The organism is Planktotalea frisia (assembly GCF_001890925.1).
Lineage (GTDB): Bacteria > Pseudomonadota > Alphaproteobacteria > Rhodobacterales > Rhodobacteraceae > Planktotalea > Planktotalea frisia.
In genome coordinates this window covers 16,020-33,369 of sequence record NZ_MLCB01000145.1, presented here as the reverse complement: position 1 = coordinate 33,369, position 17,350 = coordinate 16,020, and the positions used below count along the sequence as shown (strand labels likewise).

Sequence of the window (17,350 nt, the reverse complement as noted above, 5' to 3'; positions counted from 1 at the left end):
TCAGACAATTTCCGCGTCATAACCCATGAAAAAATTCGGGTTTTGGGGTAGCAGCGGTATAACTCAAAAATTATTCGCGAACTTTATGTTCGTCAGCGCACACGAGATGTTGAATAGCGTGCATTTGCGCGAACATTTCTAACAGCTGTATTATGAAACATCTTTTCATATTGGAGTTGTCTCATGAAATCTTTCCTCTTCGCCGCCGCCCTTACACTTGCAGGTACAAGCGCATACGCCGCGCCTGAGAAGTATATGCTCGACGCAAGCCACAGCCAGATCGTGTTCACATATGACCACATCGGCTTTTCCACGACTTACGGCATGTTCTCTGGCTTTGAAGGCGAGATCATGTTCGACCAAGAAGACCCAGCAGCATCCTCTGTGACAGTGTCTATGCCAGCAAAATCCATGATCACAGGCTGGGAAAAGCGTCTTGGTCACTTCATGTCACCAGACTTTTTCGACGCATCTGACGATGAGATGATCTCCTTCACATCCACAAGCATCGAAGTGACAGGCGACAACACAGCGAAGATCACAGGTGATCTGACGTTGAACGATGTTACAAAATCAGTTGTTCTCGACGCCGTTTTGAACAAAGCGGCACAGCACCCAATGGCTGGCAAACCTTGGGCTGGCTTTGACGCGACAACAACGTTGATGCGTTCTGACTACGGTTTGGGCGCGTTCGCACCAGCCGTCGGCGACGAAGTTAAAGTTATGATTTCAATCGAGGCTGCAAAAGCTGAGTAAGCTTTTACAAACCTAAGAATAAGAAAAGGCCGCTGAATTGATCAGCGGCCTTTTTGGTTTGAGAAATATGTTTGATCTATTCGCTTCGCGTCGCGCTTAGGTCAATGTTGACCGCAACGCCAAAGGCCAGTGAACCCTCATCGGGCATGTTATCGCCAATCTTAAAGTCACGACGATCAAGTGTCAGACGACCACTCATTGTGGCTTCATTTCCCTCAACGCTCAGATCGAACGGCATGACAACAGGCACTTCGTTGCCACGAATGCTAAGAGTTCCCTCAGCGGTGTATCCATCCGCTTGAAAGATCAGCTCGGCGTTGAACTCGGCCGTTGGGTGTGCGTCCGCATCAAAGAAGTCTGGACCCAAAGCTTGGCCTGTCACAGACCCAAGGGTAAGTGAACCGATAGAGATGAGTGCCGTGACAGAGCCATGCGACCCGGGACCTTCTTGCTCGGCATAGGTGATGTCTGCTGTCCAATCTTCAAAGCTGCCCATAACCTCTGAACCGAATTGCGTGATTGTGAGCGCCAAAGTTCCGCTGTTGACGGTCCAGTCGCTTTGCACTTCAGCCAATGCTGCGCGTGGGCCTGTTTCGCTGTGGCTTTGATACATCCCGAGAGCCGAGCCAATACCCATCGCGCCAATCCAGACGACAACAGCAGCAGCAAGGGGACCGATTTTGCTAGCGGCATGCGGTGTACCTGCTTCGGTTTTTCCGGGCAATATGCGGCGCAGAGTGTCGTCCTTATCAATGAAGTGATGCTTTAGCGCACCCGCAATGTGCAAAAGGATCGACGCGGCGAGAACGCGTTCGAGCACGATGTGTAGACCTGCGGTAAAGCCAGCAAGCGCTTCGCTTTTGGGAACGAGGGGCAGGTTTTGACCAAAAGGCCACCAGATCGGTGCGAAACCTGCGGTAGAGGCGTGATGGATCCAGCCTGTGAGTGGCACCAGTACAAGAGAGCCATAAAGCAGCCAGTGCACCAGTTCAGCAAGGAAGCTTTCTGCGCGATGATCCGGATTGAGGCCTGCGGGTTTTGGCTGGCTCAGCGCCCAAGCGATACGTGCGAGAGCAACGAAAAAGGCGGTAATGCCAACTGTTTTGTGCATCGAAAACAGGAATGCTTTGAGCGCCAAGGCTTCGCTGGTGTCATAGGCGAGGCGGTTGGCGATGATGCCCAAGGGAATGGCGGTCAGGATCAAAAGAACCGTGAGCCAGTGAAAGGTTTTTGTGACCGAGCCATAGCTGCGGGCGGTATTTGAGGCGGACATATGGGGCTCCAGAGTCATTAACTACGAATATGTAACGCGCGAGAGGCGTGCTTTATTCAACTCTACCTTGAACAAGTTGGCGGCGCAGTCTTTTTTATAAAACAGCTGATGTGCAAAAATGCAGGTAGGCTTGCGGTGAAAGCGGCCTGCGTTTAGAGCGAATGGTAACAAAATTCAGGAGACCCAAGATGAGCAAAGCCTTTGTATTCCCCGGTCAAGGGGCACAATCCATCGGAATGGGCAAGGCGCTGGCAGATGCCTATCCCGCCGCAAAAGCGGTGTTTGACGAGGTGGACGAGGCTTTGGGCGAGAAGCTGAGCACGTTGATCTGGGAAGGCGAGCAAGACGCGCTGACGCTGACACAAAACGCACAGCCAGCACTTATGGCGACGTCTTTGGCCGCGATGCGCGCGCTAGAGGCGGAAGGTGTGTTAATCACCGATGCGTCCTTTGTGGCGGGTCATTCGCTTGGGGAATATTCCGCATTGGCTGCGGTCGGTGCGATTAGTGTGGCGGATACGGCGCGATTGCTGCGCACGCGTGGCCGCGCTATGCAAGAGGCGGTGCCTGTGGGTGTTGGCGCGATGGCGGCTTTACTCGGTCTGGACTTTGAAGCAGCACAAGCGGTCGCCGAAGAAGCAGCGCAGGGCGAAGTCTGCCAAGCAGCGAATGACAATGATCCAAGCCAGGTTGTGGTCTCTGGCCATTTGGGCGCGGTTGAACGCGCTTTGGTGATTGCCAAGGAAAAGGGCGCCAAACGCGCGGTGATGTTGCCTGTAAGTGCACCGTTCCATTGTGCATTGATGGAACCTGCCGCGCGTGTGATGGCAGAAGCATTGAACGAAGTGAAGATTAATGTCCCCGCCGTGCCTGTTGTTGCAAATGTGCGCGCTGAGGCGGTGAGCGATCCTGATTTGATCCGCAATTTGTTGGTTGAGCAGATGACTGGTTCTGTGCGCTGGCGCGAAAGCGTTGGTTACATGGCCGCGCAGGGTGTGGACACGGTTTGGGAAGTGGGCGCTGGTAAAGCGCTAGCAGGTATGATCCGCCGGATCGAGCGTTCTATCGCGTGTAGCCCTGTGGGAACGCCGGACGATATTGCGAAACTAGAGCGTTAATCGCTCTAGTTGGCTGTTACTCGGCAGCGATGGCCGCTGCATGTGCTGGTCTGATTGTTCGTACTGGTCGTTGAGGGCGCTCCGCTTGGGGCGCTCTTTTCTTTTTGGGCGTTGCGTTCTGGGGGACGCGCGCGGTGGCTGAAAGATGGGGCGCGATCTTGGCACGAATGTCTGCGGGCGTGTCTGAGGTGCTAAGCATCGCCAGTGGGATATTGGCTTTGGCGATGGCTTGCTGCACGATCTTTTTAATTTCTTTTGACTGCTTGTCGTTTGAAACATCCAAAGCGACAAGGCAGCGGCCCGTGCGATCAAACACGCCGAAATCCACATACTTGTCTTGGATTGCGCGCAAACCCTTCGCGCGCTGCGCACCGACGACCTCTGCGCTTGGCTGCAAAAGTGCGCTGAGCGCGGTGCGCGCCATGATCATATAGCCTGCGCCAAATTCATTGAGCACGGATTGAACGAGCACACGCGTGCGTGCTTCATCAGGTGTCAGGGCAGGGCGCGCGCTGAACGAAATGGCAGATACGTCTTCGAGCTGTTCTGCTGGCGTGCGAGTTGCGAGTTGTGCAGGGGCTTCGGTCTTGCGGATTGGATCGGGGATCATCGCGCTCATTTCGTTGACGCGATCAAGAAGGTCGTCTTTCTCAAAGCTCGCTGGCGCGGTTTCATCTGTGTGTGCGTGATCGGCATCGCCAACGTAGGGTGTTGGCATAACCAGAGCGATGTCTTTGATCTTGGCTTTTCGGCGCTTGTTCAGTTTTTTGAGCGCGAATAAAATCGCGACAATACCACCTGTTCCATAAAAGATGTATTCAGGGTTTTGCTGAAACATAAGGTTGTTCTTCAACACAGGGATATGTTGAAGCACGATTGAGGGATCCGAATATTCGCTCGCAAGATGTGTGAGGGAGCGTGTGAAGCTTTCGATCTGTTGCTGAATCATTGCAGGCCTCAATCATTGGAATAAATGCGCGTAAGAAGTAATGAGAACACGCTATAATTGAATTTTGCCGAAAGCTGGGCGACGATGAGGAAAAGCTGGGCATAGTTAAGAGCCTGTACTCTCGGCGAGGTTTTGCCGAAAAATGCCTAAGATCGGCAGGGAATGACCGAAAGAACCCGAGCATCATCAATGCTACACATTGGAAACACAGTGTCGCCAATTTTGACGTTGAGAATTAACCAAAGCGCGGCCACGCTGCGCGTGAGGCAATTTAAAGGGGTGGTTACAATGAACAAACGAGCGTTTTTATTAGGATTGTCGGCAGTTGGTCTGTCTGGGTGTGGAATGTTTCGCCGCGTAGAGCCGGTTCCTGTGGCGCGCGAAGGGTTTATTGTGCGTGAAGCACCGGTACCGCAAAACAACATGACGGCGTTTTTGCCTGAGGGCGAAACCATCTTCATGTCCGGCTCTATCAATGAGGATACTGCGACAGGTTTCGCATCCGTACGCGAGGCAAACCCCGATGCGCGCCGCTTGGTCATGCTAGAAGCGGACGGCGTTGCGGGCAGCCCTGAGACACTCGCGTTTGGTCGAGCCGTGCGTGAAGCTGGTTTTAGCACGCATTTGCGTAATGACAGTGTGATTAGTGGCGGGGCAGTGGATGCGTTCATCGGTGGCACGCAGCGCACGATGGAAGACGGAGCCGTGATTGCCGTTAGAACTGGTCAAGACGTTGAAGCGCACAAGGCATTTGCCACTGAAATGGTCGGTGGTGATGGTTATGCGCGCTTTGCAGAGCAATTTGGGCGCCGCCGCCGTCCTCGGGCGATGACAATCGCGGAAATTGGCGCTATGGGAATCGTGAGTGCTAATGTCGGCAACGTCTTAGCTGAGAATTAACGTGCTTTCCTTTGCTTGAAGGAAAGCGAAGGGAAGGGTTACCTTACATGTTCGATTTGACGGGAAAGTGCGCGCTGGTCACTGGTGCATCTGGTGGGATTGGCGCGGATATTGCGCGTGCTTTGCACGGCGCTGGCGCGACTGTTGGTTTGTCTGGCACACGCGTTGAGCCGTTAGAGGCGTTGGCGGCAGAGCTCGGTGAGCGCGCCCATGTGTTGCCTTGTAACCTATCGGATATGGAAGCCGTCGCGGCTTTGCCAAAGCAGGCAATAGAGGCAATGGGCAGCGTCGATATTTTGGTAAACAACGCGGGTATCACGCGCGACAATCTTTTCATGCGCATGTCTGATGACGAGTGGCAGTCTGTGTTGGACGTGAACCTGACAGCGACGATGAAGCTGTGCAAGGGCGTGATGCGCGGGATGATGAAGGCGCGTTGGGGACGGATTGTGAATATATCCTCTATCGTTGGCGCGACAGGTAATCCAGGTCAGGCGAATTATGCAGCGTCAAAGGCTGGAATGATCGCGATGGGCAAATCGCTGGCCTATGAAGTGGCGTCACGTGGAATCACAATAAACGCGATTGCCCCCGGATTTATCGAAACGGCGATGACCGATAAGCTGAGTGACGATCAAAAGGCGGGGATTTTGGGTCAGGTGCCCGCGGGCCGCATGGGCACACCGAACGAGATTGCGGCGGCGGTTGTCTATCTTTCTAGCGCTGAAGCGTCATATGTCACTGGCGCAACCCTGCATGTAAATGGTGGAATGGCGATGCTTTAGGGCGTTACCTAAAGTCAGGCGATTCCGTTTGCCTTATGTGTTGCGTGTGTTATAGGCGGCGCATCGTTGGCCTTGGGAACACTTCCCTAAGGTGTTCCGCATGGAACAAAAGCTGCCCAATCGGGCAATATCAAGTGCCCCGATGGGGACAGGCACCAACGGGCCGCTGGCCCAAGATATAAGGATTTCGAGATGAGCGACGTTGCAGATCGTGTTAAAAAGATCGTAGTTGAGCACCTTGGTGTAGAAGAAGATAAAGTTGTTGAGGGTGCATCCTTCATCGATGATTTGGGCGCAGACAGCCTCGACACAGTTGAGTTGGTTATGGCGTTCGAAGAAGAGTTCGGCATCGAGATCCCTGATGACGCGGCTGAGAACATCCAGTCCTTTGGCGACGCGGTAAAGTTCATCTCTGAAGCTGCTTAAGCTTTCTGAGACTAAAGTTTTGAAGCGCCTCCTGTTGAAAAACTGGGGGCGTTTTGCGTTTGCACCAAATGGCTTTTGCTTTCGGATCGCCAACCGACAGATTTTTCCCCATATAGTTGCGTGTTGCGCAAGAGAATCGCTTTCTTCAACTGCATTTAGTGGCTGCCAATACCCCCAAACACAAAATACTGGGGGGTATTGCAATGGAATCTGGAAATATCGCGTGGATGTTGGTGGCATCAGCATTGGTTTTGCTAATGACCTTGCCAGCACTAATTCTTTTTTACGCAGGCATGGTGCAGGCTAAAAATGTTCTGAGCATTTTTGTGCAATGTTATGTCGTGGCCTGTTTGATGAGTGTGTTGTGGTATGTCGTTGGCTATTCCATCGCTTACGGTGGTGCGAACCCATATTGGGGCGGATTAAGTAAGGTTTTTCTTTTGGACGTCACCCGCGAGTCGGTTGTGGGTGAATTGCCTGAGATACTCTTTTTCGTCTTCCAGATGACTTTTGCAATTGTGACACCGGTGATAATCATCGGGGCTTTTGCGGAGCGGGTTAAATTCGGCTTTGTTATTGTCTTCTCAGGGCTCTGGATGTTGATGGTTTATGCGCCTGTCGCGCATTGGGTCTGGGGTGGAGGCTTTCTATCGGATGGAGGCATTTTTGGTGCGCTTGGGACCAAAGACTTCGCTGGTGGTATTGTTGTCCACCAGACGGCAGGTATTACCGGTTTGATCCTTGCGATCGTGATTGGTCCGCGTTTGGTGACGCATCATGGCGGGCATAGTCCTGTTATGACGTTGGCAGGTGCGGGTTTGCTTTGGGTCGGTTGGTACGGCTTTAATGGCGGATCGCAATTGCAAGCGGACGCGAACGCGGCCATGGCAGTGTTTTTAACCCATATTGCAGCAGCAACCGCGACGCTGACTTGGATCGGCTGGGAAATCCTAAAGACTGGGCGTTTCACTGTCATTGGTATGGTAACGGGCTCTATCGCGGGTCTTGCAGCTATCACACCTGCGTCGGGGTATGTCGGGCCGCTTTATGCTGTCATGATTGGTGCAGTTGCCGCAATTATCGCTCAAGAAGCGGTTGGCTTGATCAAGTCCAAGCTGCGGATCGACGACGCATTGGATGTGTTTGCGGTTCACGGCGTCGCCGGGATGTTTGGTTCGATGATGTTGGCACCTCTGGGTGCTGCGACTTGGACGAGCCAACTGGGTGGTATGGCAATTGTGGGTGGTTACACTTTAGTTGTTACAATATTCATCATTTTCTTCTGCAAAGGTTTGGTCGGTATGCGGGTCACCAAAGAGGAAGAAGAGCAGGGACTTGATTTGAGCTCACATCATCAGCCAGCGTATAGCGAAAATTGAAGCGAGGCGCTTAGATATACGAAGCGTTGTCTAAAAGTAGATGCTGTTCAGACGTATTGTCTGAGCAGCATTTTTGTTTTGTGGTGTTGCTATTAGAGAAGACTTCAAATGAGCGGTGAACACAATTCTAGCGCCGGTGTTTTACCCGCCAGCACAAGCGATTGATCATGCACAAGAACGTTTTGGCGTCGCACCGCATACGGATTTCAGAGTTCTGACCTTGCTTTCGCAAGATAGCAGCGGTGGCTTGCAAGTGCGCACGCGCAGCGGCGATTGGATCGAAGCGCCACCCATTGAGGGTACTTTAGTTTGCAATAATGGCGATTTATTGCAGCGTTGGAGTAATGATCGGTTTTTGTCGACTGTACACCGCGTGATCAACCGTACACAAAATGCGCGTTATTCGATCTCTGTGTTCTTTGATCCTGCGAGCCAAACAATGTTGGATCCTGCGGATTTGGGTGTAGCGCAATCTGATTGCAAACATGCGCCGATAAGTGTGGGGAAACATATTGCATCGCGAAATGCCAAAGCGTTCGCACATCTCAAGGGTAAAGGCACCTAATGTGGTAGCAAACGGCTAGAAAGCGGCGAGAACTTGCGTCATTTGCGCGATTGTGCGCAAAGCCCACTCTTGCCCCCGTACCTCATCCATTGGTATGCAGGTCAAAAGAACATATCATGAAGAGGGCAGTCTTATGCGCCGAGTAGTTGTCACAGGTCTAGGATTGGTCACGCCATTAGCGTGCGGTGTTGAGGAAACGTGGAGCCGTATTTTGGCCGGTAAGTCCGGTGCTGGTCCGATCACGCGTTTTGATGCATCTCGTGTGAAAACCAAATACGCTTGTGAAGTTCCACTTGGCGATGGCACGGACGGTACGTTCAATGCGGACGATTGGATGCTGCCCAAAGAGCGTCGCAAGGTGGACGACTTTATCCTTTATGGCATTGCGGCCGCTGCGCAGGCGGTTGAAGACGCAGGTTGGACGCCGGAAGATGAAGAAGACAAGTTGCGCACAGGCGTAATGATTGGCTCGGGCATTGGCGGATTGAATTCAATTGCCGAGACAGCGATCTTGATCCATGAGCGCGGCCCAAGCCGTGTATCACCTTTCTTTATTCCCGGTGCTTTGATCAACTTGATTTCTGGCCAAGTGGGCATTCGTTACGGCTTTAAAGGGCCGAACCATGCGGTGGTGACGGCGTGTTCCACAGGTGCACATGCCATTGGCGACGCGGCACGTTTGATTATGACAAGCGATGCGGATGTGATGATTGCGGGTGGTGCGGAAGCGTCTATTTCCGAGATTGGCATTGCTGGTTTCAATGCGTGTAAGGCGTTGTCTACAAAGCGTGAAGATGATCCGAGCAAAGCGAGCCGTCCTTATGACAATGACCGAGATGGTTTTGTGATGGGGGAAGGTGCTGGCGTTGTCGTGCTAGAAGAGTATGAGCACGCAAAAGCACGCGGCGCGAAGATTTACGCCGAAGTGATCGGTTATGGCCTGTCCGGCGATGCGTATCACATCACGGCGCCAAGCGAGAGCGGAGAGGGCGGCGAACGCTCAATGCGCGCGGCTTTGGGTAAAGCCGGCCTTGAGCCGAAAGATATCGACTACATCAACGCACACGGCACATCGACGATGGCGGATACCATCGAGTTGGGCGCAGTTGAGCGGATGATGGGTGAGCATGCCGGCTCTGTCACTATGTCCTCGACGAAGTCGATGACGGGGCATTTGCTGGGCGCAGCTGGCGCGATTGAGGCGATCTTCTCGATCCTCGCGATCCGTGATCAGGTGGCACCGCCGACGATTAACCTTGATAATCCAGCAGTCGAAACGGCTGTCGATTTGGCTCCGAATGCGCCTGTGAAACGTGAGATCAACGTCGCTTTGAGCAATTCATTCGGATTTGGTGGCACGAACGCGAGCGTGTTGTTCGGAAAGGTCGACTAATATGTGGCGGCACATTGCGTCTAACGCGGTGACATTTCTCATCGTGGCGCTCTTCCTGTTGGGAGGCGCTATTCTTTGGGGACAAGGGCAATATCGCGGCGAGGGCCCTTTGGCGCAGGCGATCTGCTTAAAGGTGGATCGTGGCTCGACTATGAGCCGTGTCAGCGATGATTTGGCCAAGCAGGGTGCGATTTCCAGCCCATCTGTGTTTCGCATTGGTGCGGACTACGAAGACAAGACCAACCAATTGAAAGCGGGTAGTTTTCTTGTACCCGAGAATGCGTCGATGGAAGAGATCGTCAGCATTGTTACCCGTGGTGGGGCAAGTTCTTGTGGGACCGAAATTGTGTATCGCATCGGTGTGACGCGTGCGACGGTGCAAGTGCGTCAGCTTGATCCAAGCACGAACCGGTTTGTCGAGAAAGCGAGCTTTAACCCGGAAGAGGAAGAGGCACCTGCCGAGTACACCCGCGTGCGCGGCGAGTCTGATACGCGCTACCGTGTGGCCTTGGCCGAAGGTGTGACAAGCTGGCAAGTCGTCGAAGAGTTGAAGTCGGTTGATTTGCTAATTGGCGATGTGTCTGAGGTGCCGCCTGAGGGCATGTTGGCACCCGATAGCTACGAGATCACGGCGAATGATACGCGCGCGCAATTGATCCAGCGGATGATGGACGCACAACAGCGACGCATTGCCGAGGTTTGGGCGCAGCGACGCGATGATATTCCGCTCAAGAGCCCTGAAGAGATGCTCACGCTGGCGTCGATCATCGAGAAAGAAACAGGTGTCGCGGAGGAGCGACGTCAGGTGGCATCGGTGTTTACCAATCGTTTGAACCAAGGGATGAAGCTGCAAACAGACCCAACGGTTATTTACGGGGTGACGCGCGGCGAGGGTGTGCTTGGACGTGGTTTGCGTCGTAGTGAATTACGCCGTGAGACACCGTGGAATACTTATGTGATTGACGGATTGCCGCCCACACCAATTGCGAACCCTGGATTGGCGAGTTTGCGCGCGGCGGTGGATCCTGATGAGACGCCCTATATCTTCTTTGTGGCGGACGGCACAGGTGGTCACGCGTTTGCAGTCACTCTTGCAGAGCATAACGCAAACGTTGCAAGGTGGCGTCAGATCGAAGCGGAGCGGGCGAACAACTAGAGGGACCACCGAAGGCGAATGTTAAATTTTTGTTAATGATACCGGACGGTTAAGGTAAAGACGCAAATTGGTTTTGCTTGACTTTGCGAACGGTCTCGCCTATAAGTTGTGACATGCTAGGAGAAGTGGCGAAGCGGCCTTGAGTGAATAACTCAGGGCCGTTTTTCATTTTTTCTCGTGCGGAGGAAACTCGCATGAGGAGTAAATATGTATGACACACACACCTCCACGCGTGTCAGTTCAGGATCTTTCTGAGCTAGAAATATCAGCTAAAGCACAGCTGGTGCGCGCCATTGCGGCGCTTAACCGGATGACTGTGAAGGTTGATGCAGGGACAGTGGGACCAAAATCTGAAGCGACCAAGGTACTTGGGGACATTCGGGACTGGTTGAAAATCGCTCATGAGATGGAGTTGCGTCTTGAAAAGTACGAACAAGAAAGAGGTGGCAGAGAATGCGCAAATGGGAGCGCTCTCGATTTGGCCGAAGCCCGCACTACAATCGGGGGCCGACTGGATCGCCTCCGCAGACAAGGCTGTCCGAGATGCCTTCCTAAATGAGTTAGAAGAGGGGGAGCTGTTGGCTCTCCCTTTTTTATTCGAGTTTTGGGCGATGGAGCATCAGCTGCCGCCTGAAGGAGATTGGCGCTCTTGGATCGTTATGGGCGGTCGTGGCGCTGGAAAAACACGTGCGGGCGCCGAATGGGTGCGTGCGCAGGTAGAGGGTGCCGGTGCGCGCGACAAAGGTCGTTGCTCGCGCATTGCGCTAATTGGAGAGACGATTGATCAGACGCGAGACGTGATGATTTTTGGCGAGAGCGGGATTTTAGCGTGCTCACCACCGGATCGCAGACCGGAATGGCAAGCGAGCCGAAAGCGTCTGTTGTGGCCTAATGGAGCAGTGGCGCAGGTTTTCTCGGCGCATGATCCCGAAAGTTTGCGTGGACCGCAGTTTGACGGAGCGTGGGTCGATGAGTTGGCCAAGTGGAAGCGGGGGCAAGACGCTTGGGACATGTTGCAATTCGCGTTGCGATTGGGGGATGACCCCAGAGTTTGTGTGACGACCACACCGCGCACGGTTGGCTTCTTGAAAGATCTGATCGCAGCGCCAAGCTCGGTCGTAACGCACGCGGCGACAGAAGCGAATAGTGCGAATTTGGCGAGTGGCTTCTTGGAAGAAGTCGAACGCCGCTATGCGGGCACGCGGCTCGGGCGGCAGGAATTAGAAGGTCTGTTGCTTGAAGACGCGGAGGGCGCACTGTGGAGTAGCGCTTTGTTAGAGGCCAATAGGGTAAACATATCTCCACAGCTTGATCGCATCGTTTTTGCGGTTGATCCGCCAGCCGGGTCGAAGTCAGGGGCTGACGAGTGCGGAATTATCGTGGCGGGGGTGATATGCAAAGGCCCACCACAAGAGTGGAAAGCGGTGGTTCTGGAAGATGCCAGTGTGCAAGGCGCGTCGCCAAATGCTTGGGCTCAAGCGGCGAGTGATGCGATGCAGCGTTGGGAAGCAGAACGGCTCGTGGTCGAAGTGAACCAAGGGGGGGACATGGTGAGTTCGGTGATCCGTCAGGTTGATCCGATTATGCCGATCACTGCGGTTCATGCCTCTAAAGGCAAGGTGGCGCGGGCAGAGCCAGTCGCGGCTTTGTACGAACAAGGGCGTGTGACACACATGCGCGGGCTTGGCGCATTGGAAGATCAGATGTGCCTGATGACGGCGCAAGGATACGACGGAAAAGGATCGCCAGATCGCGTGGACGCGCTGGTTTGGGCCTTGTTCGAATTGATGATTAAGCCGACGCAAACTTGGCGTAGGCCCCAGATACGGTCGCTCTAGGGCGCCTGAAGTTACAGAACATGAAGCATGACTGACGTGGCCCGAAACGATTGGGCCACGATCAAGGTAGCTGTGCGAAGAGGAGAGAAAAATGGCATTCGATTTTTTCAAGCGGCGCAGCGAAGAGGCTGGCGCGATTGAGAGCAAAGCAAGTGCAGCGGGACCAGTGATTGCGTATCATGGGGCAGGGCGTGTGGCATGGTCTGCGCGCGATACAGTGTCGCTGACGCGGTCTGGTTTCGCAGGCAATCCCGTGGGTTTTCGCGCGGTGAAACTGATTGCAGAGGCGGCGGCGGTGCCATTGGTGCTGCAAGACAACCAACAACGCTTTGAAACACATGAGTTTTTGCAACTTGTTGCGGCACCCAATGGCGCGCAAGGGAGGGCGGAGTTTTTCGAGGCGTTGTTTGGCCAGCTTTTGTTGTCGGGTGATGCTTATGTAGAAGCTGTGACGAGCGAAAGTGGTGCGCCGTTCGAGATGCATGTGTTGCGCTCGGATCGCATGAAGGTGGTGCCCGGCGCGGATGGCTGGCCTGTGGCGTATGAGTATGCAGTCGGCGCGCGCAAGCATCGTTTTGATGTGAGTGGAGACGAACCATCGGTTTGTCACATCAAGAGTTTTCATCCGCAAGATGATCATTACGGCCTTTCGCCTATGCAAGCAGCAGCAACTGCCTTGGATGTGCACAATAGTGCGTCGCGTTGGTCAAAAGCGTTGCTTGATAATGCAGCGCGGCCATCGGGAGCGATTGTTGTGCATGGCAAAGACGGCAATGGCACGCTTGGGCCGGAGCAGTTTCAGCGCCTTCAGGATGAGATGGAAGCCTATCATCAAGGTGCGAAGAATGCGGGGCGCCCGATGTTGTTAGAGGGTGGTTTGGACTGGAAGCCAATGGGCTTTTCACCGAGCGACATGGAGTTTCAAAAGACCAAGGAGTCTGCCGCGCGCGAGATTGCGATTGCGTTTGGTGTGCCGCCGATGCTGCTCGGGATTCCGGGGGATGCAACGTATGCAAATTATCAAGAAGCGAACCGCGCGTTCTATCGTCAGGTAGTTGTGCCTTTGGCGAGCAAGGTGGCGGGCAAGATTGGCGATTGGTTGGCGCAACACACTGGAGAAGCGGTTGAGTTGAAGCCTGATTTGGATCAAGTCGCAGCATTGGCCGTGGAGCGCGATGCGCAGTGGGCGCGGGTTTCGACCGCGGATTTTCTAACCGTCGATGAGAAGCGCGCATTGCTTGGCTTGCCACCTCTGAACGGGGAGGAAAGCGCATGAGCGAACGCTATGGGTTTGAAGCGTTTGATTGCGCACCAGCGTTGAGGTTAGAGGCACATGAGCGTGTCGCGACCTTGCAATTTGAAGGCATTAGCAAGCGGTTAGACCGGATCGAAGCGTTGATTGAACGGCTCGAAAAGCGGCTCTGGCTGACAGTTTACGGCGTTGTCGCGGTTATTTTGGCGGAAGCCGTTCAGCCGCTTTTAATAAATATTTGAGAGGATCAAAGATGCAAATTGAGAGTGATCTGGAGCGTAAATTCAGTCGGTTTGGCGAAACGTTGAAAGTGACGGATGGGGTCGAGATTGAAGGCTATGCGTCTTTGTTTGGACAATCTGATCAAGGTGGCGATGTCGTCATGAAAGGCGCATATGTTAAGTCCTTGAAGGCGCTCAAAGAGCAAGGCCAGCATGTGAAAATGCTTTGGCAGCATGATGCGAGCGAGCCAATTGGCGTGTGGGACGCTGTGCATGAAGACGACAAGGGCCTTTATGTAAAGGGTCGTCTTTTGGAAGGTGTTGCCCGTGGGCGAGAGGCGGCAACGCTGATCAGCGCAGGCGCGCTTGATGGTCTGTCAATCGGCTACCGCACAAAGAAAGCGCGACGTGATGCTGGCGGTTTGCGTCAGCTGGAAGAGTTGGAACTTTGGGAGGTGTCGTTGGTGACATTCCCAATGCTGGCAAGTGCGCGTGTAGGGTCTAAGTCGGATGATCCGCGTAAGGATGACCGAGAGGGTTTGCGCGATATTGCAAGTGTTCTGCGCGGGATGCTGCCGCAGATGCAAAAGATGAGCAGCAACGGACATTAATTTCTAACACTGAAAGAGGACCAAGCGATGAGCGATCCTGAGATGAATTCTCGGGCCGGGGAAGATCTGTCTCCTGCCCAGGAACTGAAGTCCGCCTTAACGGATTTCGTAGCTGGCTTTCAAAGCCACACAGCTGCAACTGATCAACGATTTCAACAGCAAGAAGAGCGATTAACTATGTATGAACGTAAGTCACTAGCGCGTGCGGCGCGTCCGGCCTTGTCTTCGGCTGCGAAAGAAACGGCACCTCATGAGAAGGCGTTTGGCGCTTATGTGCGTAGCGGCGACGAAGATCAGCTGCGCGGCATTGAGATGGAGGGCAAAGCGATGTCCACAGCCGTCGCGGCAGACGGAGGTTACCTTGTAGACCCGCAAACATCTGAAACAGTGCAAAGCGTGCTTAAGGGGGCAGCGTCCTTGCGTGCTGTCGCGAGCATCGTGAATGTGGAGGCCACATCGTATGACGTTTTGGTTGATCACACAGATGCAGGTGCTGGTTGGGCAAGCGAAACAGCGGATGCGTCTGAGACAGGTTCGCCGCAGGTGGATCGCATTTCCATTCCTTTGCATGAACTCAGTGCTTTGCCGAAAGTGTCGCAACGCTTGCTTGATGACAGTGCGTTTGACATTGAAAGCTGGCTCGCTGGCAAAATTGCGGACAAATTTGCACGCGCTGAGAGTGCTGCGTTTATCAGCGGTGACGGTGTTGATAAGCCGAAAGGTTTCTTAACCTATGCAACGGCTGCGAATGGTTCTGAAGCGTGGGGCGAAATTGGGCATGTGTTGAGCGAGGCGGACGGTGATTTCAACACTGCCGCGCCTGCTGATGCGATTGTCGATTTGGTTTATGCATTGCCTGCGCGGTACCGTGCGAATGCAACGTTTGTGATGAACTCGAAAACTGCTGGTGCAGTGCGTAAACTGAAAGACGGCGACGGGCGTTTCTTGTGGTCTGACGGTTATGCTGCGGGCGAGCCGTCGCTTTTGATGGGTTACAAGGTCGTCATTTGTGAGGATATGCCGGACATTGCGAGTTGGTCACCTGCGATAGCTTTTGGCGATTTTGCAGCGGGCTACACGATTGCCGAACGCCCTGACCTGCGTGTTTTGCGCGATCCGTTCTCAGCTAAACCGAACGTGTTGTTCTATGCAACTAAACGCGTTGGCGGCGATGTGACTGATTTTCACGCCATCAAGCTTTTGAAATTCGCAGCCAGCTAAAACAAGCTGAGTTGCGAATGCGAAAGGCTGGGTTCTCGCTCGGTCTTTCGCCCTCTGGGCGTGTGCAGAGAGAACCTGAGTTGTCTAGCTGCTCCCCTCCGTCCGAGCAACTCAGGCTGTGCGCGCCCACCTTTGTCAGGGGGAGGTATGACTAATTTGGAGATATCGATGATGTTGATCGAAGAGGCCTCGGTGCCAGATGAGGTTTTGCCTCTCGCTGCCTTTAAAGCGCATTTGCGTCTCGGGACAGGATTTGCGCAAGACGATGTGCAAGACCCTGTTCTAAAGAGTTTTCTAAAAGCAGCGCTTGCTGCGGTTGAAGCACGCACTGGAAAAGCGCTGATCTCGCGTGCGTTTTCATGGTCCGTCACGCGCTGGCGTGATCCCAGCGCCGAGAGTCTGCCGATTGCGCCTGTACGCGTGATTGAGGCGTTGGAAATATGTGATGCAGACGGGGCTGATTTGATTATGTCGCCCGATTGTTACGCGTTGGAAATCGACTCTCAGCGCCCGAAAATCATCGCACGCGGTGGTGGCTTTGGCTCGATCCCTTTTGGGGGTAAAGCAAGCATTCGTTTTCAAGCGGGTTTTGGGCCGCAGTGGAGCGATTTGCCGGATGATTTGGCGCAGGCGGTGTTTTTGCTTGCGGCTCATTACTACGAGTATCGCGATGAGACTTCGTTGACCCGCGGGTGCATGCCTTTTGGTGTGCAGACTTTGATCGAGCGTTATCGCCCGATGCGTTTGTTTGCAGGTGCGCGCGCATGAGTGCGCCCTGTCTAAACCGCGCCTTGGTTTTGGAAAAACAAGTCCAAAGTGCCGATGGTGCCGGTGGCGCACATTCTGACTGGAGCGCGCTTGGCACATTGTGGACTGAGGTGCGCAGCTTTTCGGGACGTGAGAGTGGCGGGCTTGGCGTTGCCAAATCAAAGCTGGCTATGAAAATCAGAGTTCGCGCGATGCCGCATGGATCTGACATGCGGCCACGTCCAGAGCAAAGATTTCGCGAAGGAGAACGCATTTATCGCATTACGGCTGTCGCTGAGGCGGAGCCGATGGGGCGGTATCTGGTATGCTACGCGGTTGAGGAGAGAGCGGTATGAGTGATCTTTTGTCCGATGTATTGCAGACGGCGGTTTATGATCGACTGTCTGGTGATGCAGATCTTGGGGCGATTGTGGGCGTGCATGTCTATAACGCGATGCCTGCTGGTCCTGTGCCTGACTTGTACGTTTTGATCGGAGAGGAAAGCGTCAAAGACGCGTCGGATCAAAGCGGGGCTGGGGCTGTGCATGATCTGTCAATTTCGGTGATGAGCACAGCGAACAGTTTTCTGGTGCTCAAGCAAGCGGCAGCGGCGATTTGGTCGGCGCTGGATTCCGCGTCGTTGATGCCGTCCAGGGGGCGTATCGTCGGTCTGTGGTTTCGCGCAAGTCAGGCCAAACGCAGTAGTGCCGGGCAACGCAAGATTGATCTGAAATTTCGCGCGCGCTTGGAAGTTTGACCG

19 protein-coding genes are annotated in these 17,350 nt (G+C 53.9%); 17 read left to right on the top strand and 2 right to left on the bottom strand.

The annotated features are described in order from the left end of the window. Nucleotides 1-183 precede the first annotated feature (183 nt). On the top strand, nucleotides 184-756 hold the full coding sequence (locus PFRI_RS12140; RefSeq protein WP_072630976.1) for a YceI family protein: 573 nt from the start codon (nucleotides 184-186) through the stop codon (nucleotides 754-756). Between the two features lie 76 nt (nucleotides 757-832). On the opposite strand, the gene PFRI_RS12135 is transcribed toward PFRI_RS12140, so the two are convergent. Beyond that, nucleotides 833-2,029, bottom strand: a complete 1,197-nt coding sequence (locus tag PFRI_RS12135; protein WP_072630975.1) for a cytochrome b/b6 domain-containing protein — start codon at nucleotides 2,027-2,029, stop codon at nucleotides 833-835. Between the two features lie 188 nt (nucleotides 2,030-2,217). Here PFRI_RS12135 and fabD point away from each other — a divergent pair, with 188 nt between their 5' ends. Continuing rightward, nucleotides 2,218-3,147: an ACP S-malonyltransferase gene (fabD, locus tag PFRI_RS12130; RefSeq protein ID WP_072630974.1), complete on the top strand. Its 930-nt coding sequence runs from the start codon at nucleotides 2,218-2,220 to the stop codon at nucleotides 3,145-3,147. A 16-nt stretch (nucleotides 3,148-3,163) separates the two neighbouring features. Here fabD and PFRI_RS12125 read toward each other — a convergent pair whose 3' ends face one another. Continuing rightward, nucleotides 3,164-4,096 carry a DUF2726 domain-containing protein gene (locus PFRI_RS12125; protein WP_072630973.1) on the bottom strand — a complete coding sequence of 311 codons (933 nt, stop codon included), beginning with the start codon at nucleotides 4,094-4,096 and terminating at the stop codon, nucleotides 3,164-3,166. A gap of 288 nt (nucleotides 4,097-4,384) precedes the next feature. Here PFRI_RS12125 and PFRI_RS12120 point away from each other — a divergent pair, with 288 nt between their 5' ends. From PFRI_RS12120 to PFRI_RS12050, 15 genes are all read left to right on the top strand, one after another. Continuing rightward, nucleotides 4,385-4,996 (top strand): hypothetical protein, encoded by a 612-nt coding sequence (locus tag PFRI_RS12120; protein WP_139292117.1) that lies wholly within the window; start codon nucleotides 4,385-4,387, stop codon nucleotides 4,994-4,996. Nucleotides 4,997-5,043: 47 nt separating this feature from the next. Then, nucleotides 5,044-5,781 (top strand): 3-oxoacyl-[acyl-carrier-protein] reductase, encoded by a 738-nt coding sequence (fabG, locus tag PFRI_RS12115; protein WP_072630971.1) that lies wholly within the window; start codon nucleotides 5,044-5,046, stop codon nucleotides 5,779-5,781. Between the two features lie 192 nt (nucleotides 5,782-5,973). Next, a complete protein-coding gene (locus PFRI_RS12110) occupies nucleotides 5,974-6,207 on the top strand; it encodes an acyl carrier protein (protein WP_009828142.1) in 234 nt (77 codons plus the stop codon). Nucleotides 6,208-6,410: 203 nt separating this feature from the next. Continuing rightward, nucleotides 6,411-7,586 carry an ammonium transporter gene (locus PFRI_RS12105; protein ID WP_072630970.1) on the top strand — a complete coding sequence of 392 codons (1,176 nt, stop codon included), beginning with the start codon at nucleotides 6,411-6,413 and terminating at the stop codon, nucleotides 7,584-7,586. 115 nt (nucleotides 7,587-7,701) lie between these two features. Beyond that, the gene (locus tag PFRI_RS12100) at nucleotides 7,702-8,151 is read left to right on the top strand and encodes a 2OG-Fe(II) oxygenase family protein (protein ID WP_084649678.1); all 450 of its coding nucleotides are present in this window, start codon (nucleotides 7,702-7,704) and stop codon (nucleotides 8,149-8,151) included. Between the two features lie 133 nt (nucleotides 8,152-8,284). After that, on the top strand, nucleotides 8,285-9,544 hold the full coding sequence (gene fabF, locus PFRI_RS12095) for a beta-ketoacyl-ACP synthase II (RefSeq protein WP_072630969.1): 1,260 nt from the start codon (nucleotides 8,285-8,287) through the stop codon (nucleotides 9,542-9,544). Nucleotide 9,545: 1 nt separating this feature from the next. Then, complete coding sequence (gene mltG, locus PFRI_RS12090) at nucleotides 9,546-10,700, top strand: endolytic transglycosylase MltG (RefSeq protein WP_072630968.1); 1,155 nt, start codon at nucleotides 9,546-9,548, stop codon at nucleotides 10,698-10,700. Between the two features lie 461 nt (nucleotides 10,701-11,161). Further along, nucleotides 11,162-12,538, top strand: a complete 1,377-nt coding sequence (locus PFRI_RS12085; protein WP_072630978.1) for a DNA-packaging protein — start codon at nucleotides 11,162-11,164, stop codon at nucleotides 12,536-12,538. Nucleotides 12,539-12,629: 91 nt separating this feature from the next. Continuing rightward, entirely contained in the window at nucleotides 12,630-13,814 is a 1,185-nt protein-coding gene (locus PFRI_RS12080) for a phage portal protein (RefSeq protein ID WP_072630967.1), read from the top strand. After that, nucleotides 13,811-14,032, top strand: a complete 222-nt coding sequence (locus tag PFRI_RS12075; protein WP_072630966.1) for a GTA head formation protein, RCAP_rcc01685 family — start codon at nucleotides 13,811-13,813, stop codon at nucleotides 14,030-14,032. Before PFRI_RS12080 ends, PFRI_RS12075 begins: the two co-directional genes overlap by 4 nt. An 11-nt stretch (nucleotides 14,033-14,043) precedes the next feature. Then, entirely contained in the window at nucleotides 14,044-14,622 is a 579-nt protein-coding gene (locus PFRI_RS12070; RefSeq protein WP_072630965.1) for an HK97 family phage prohead protease, read from the top strand. 27 nt (nucleotides 14,623-14,649) lie between these two features. Further along, on the top strand, nucleotides 14,650-15,843 hold the full coding sequence (locus PFRI_RS12065) for a phage major capsid protein (protein WP_072630964.1): 1,194 nt from the start codon (nucleotides 14,650-14,652) through the stop codon (nucleotides 15,841-15,843). Nucleotides 15,844-16,011: 168 nt separating this feature from the next. After that, nucleotides 16,012-16,611, top strand: coding sequence for a head-tail connector protein (locus tag PFRI_RS12060; protein WP_072630963.1), 600 nt, complete (start codon nucleotides 16,012-16,014; stop codon nucleotides 16,609-16,611). Continuing rightward, on the top strand, nucleotides 16,608-16,946 hold the full coding sequence (locus tag PFRI_RS12055) for a head-tail adaptor protein (protein WP_072630962.1): 339 nt from the start codon (nucleotides 16,608-16,610) through the stop codon (nucleotides 16,944-16,946). Before PFRI_RS12060 ends, PFRI_RS12055 begins: the two co-directional genes overlap by 4 nt. Beyond that, nucleotides 16,943-17,347: a DUF3168 domain-containing protein gene (locus PFRI_RS12050; RefSeq protein ID WP_072630961.1), complete on the top strand. Its 405-nt coding sequence runs from the start codon at nucleotides 16,943-16,945 to the stop codon at nucleotides 17,345-17,347. The genes PFRI_RS12055 and PFRI_RS12050 overlap by 4 nt, the downstream gene beginning before the upstream one ends. Nucleotides 17,348-17,350 lie beyond the last annotated feature (3 nt).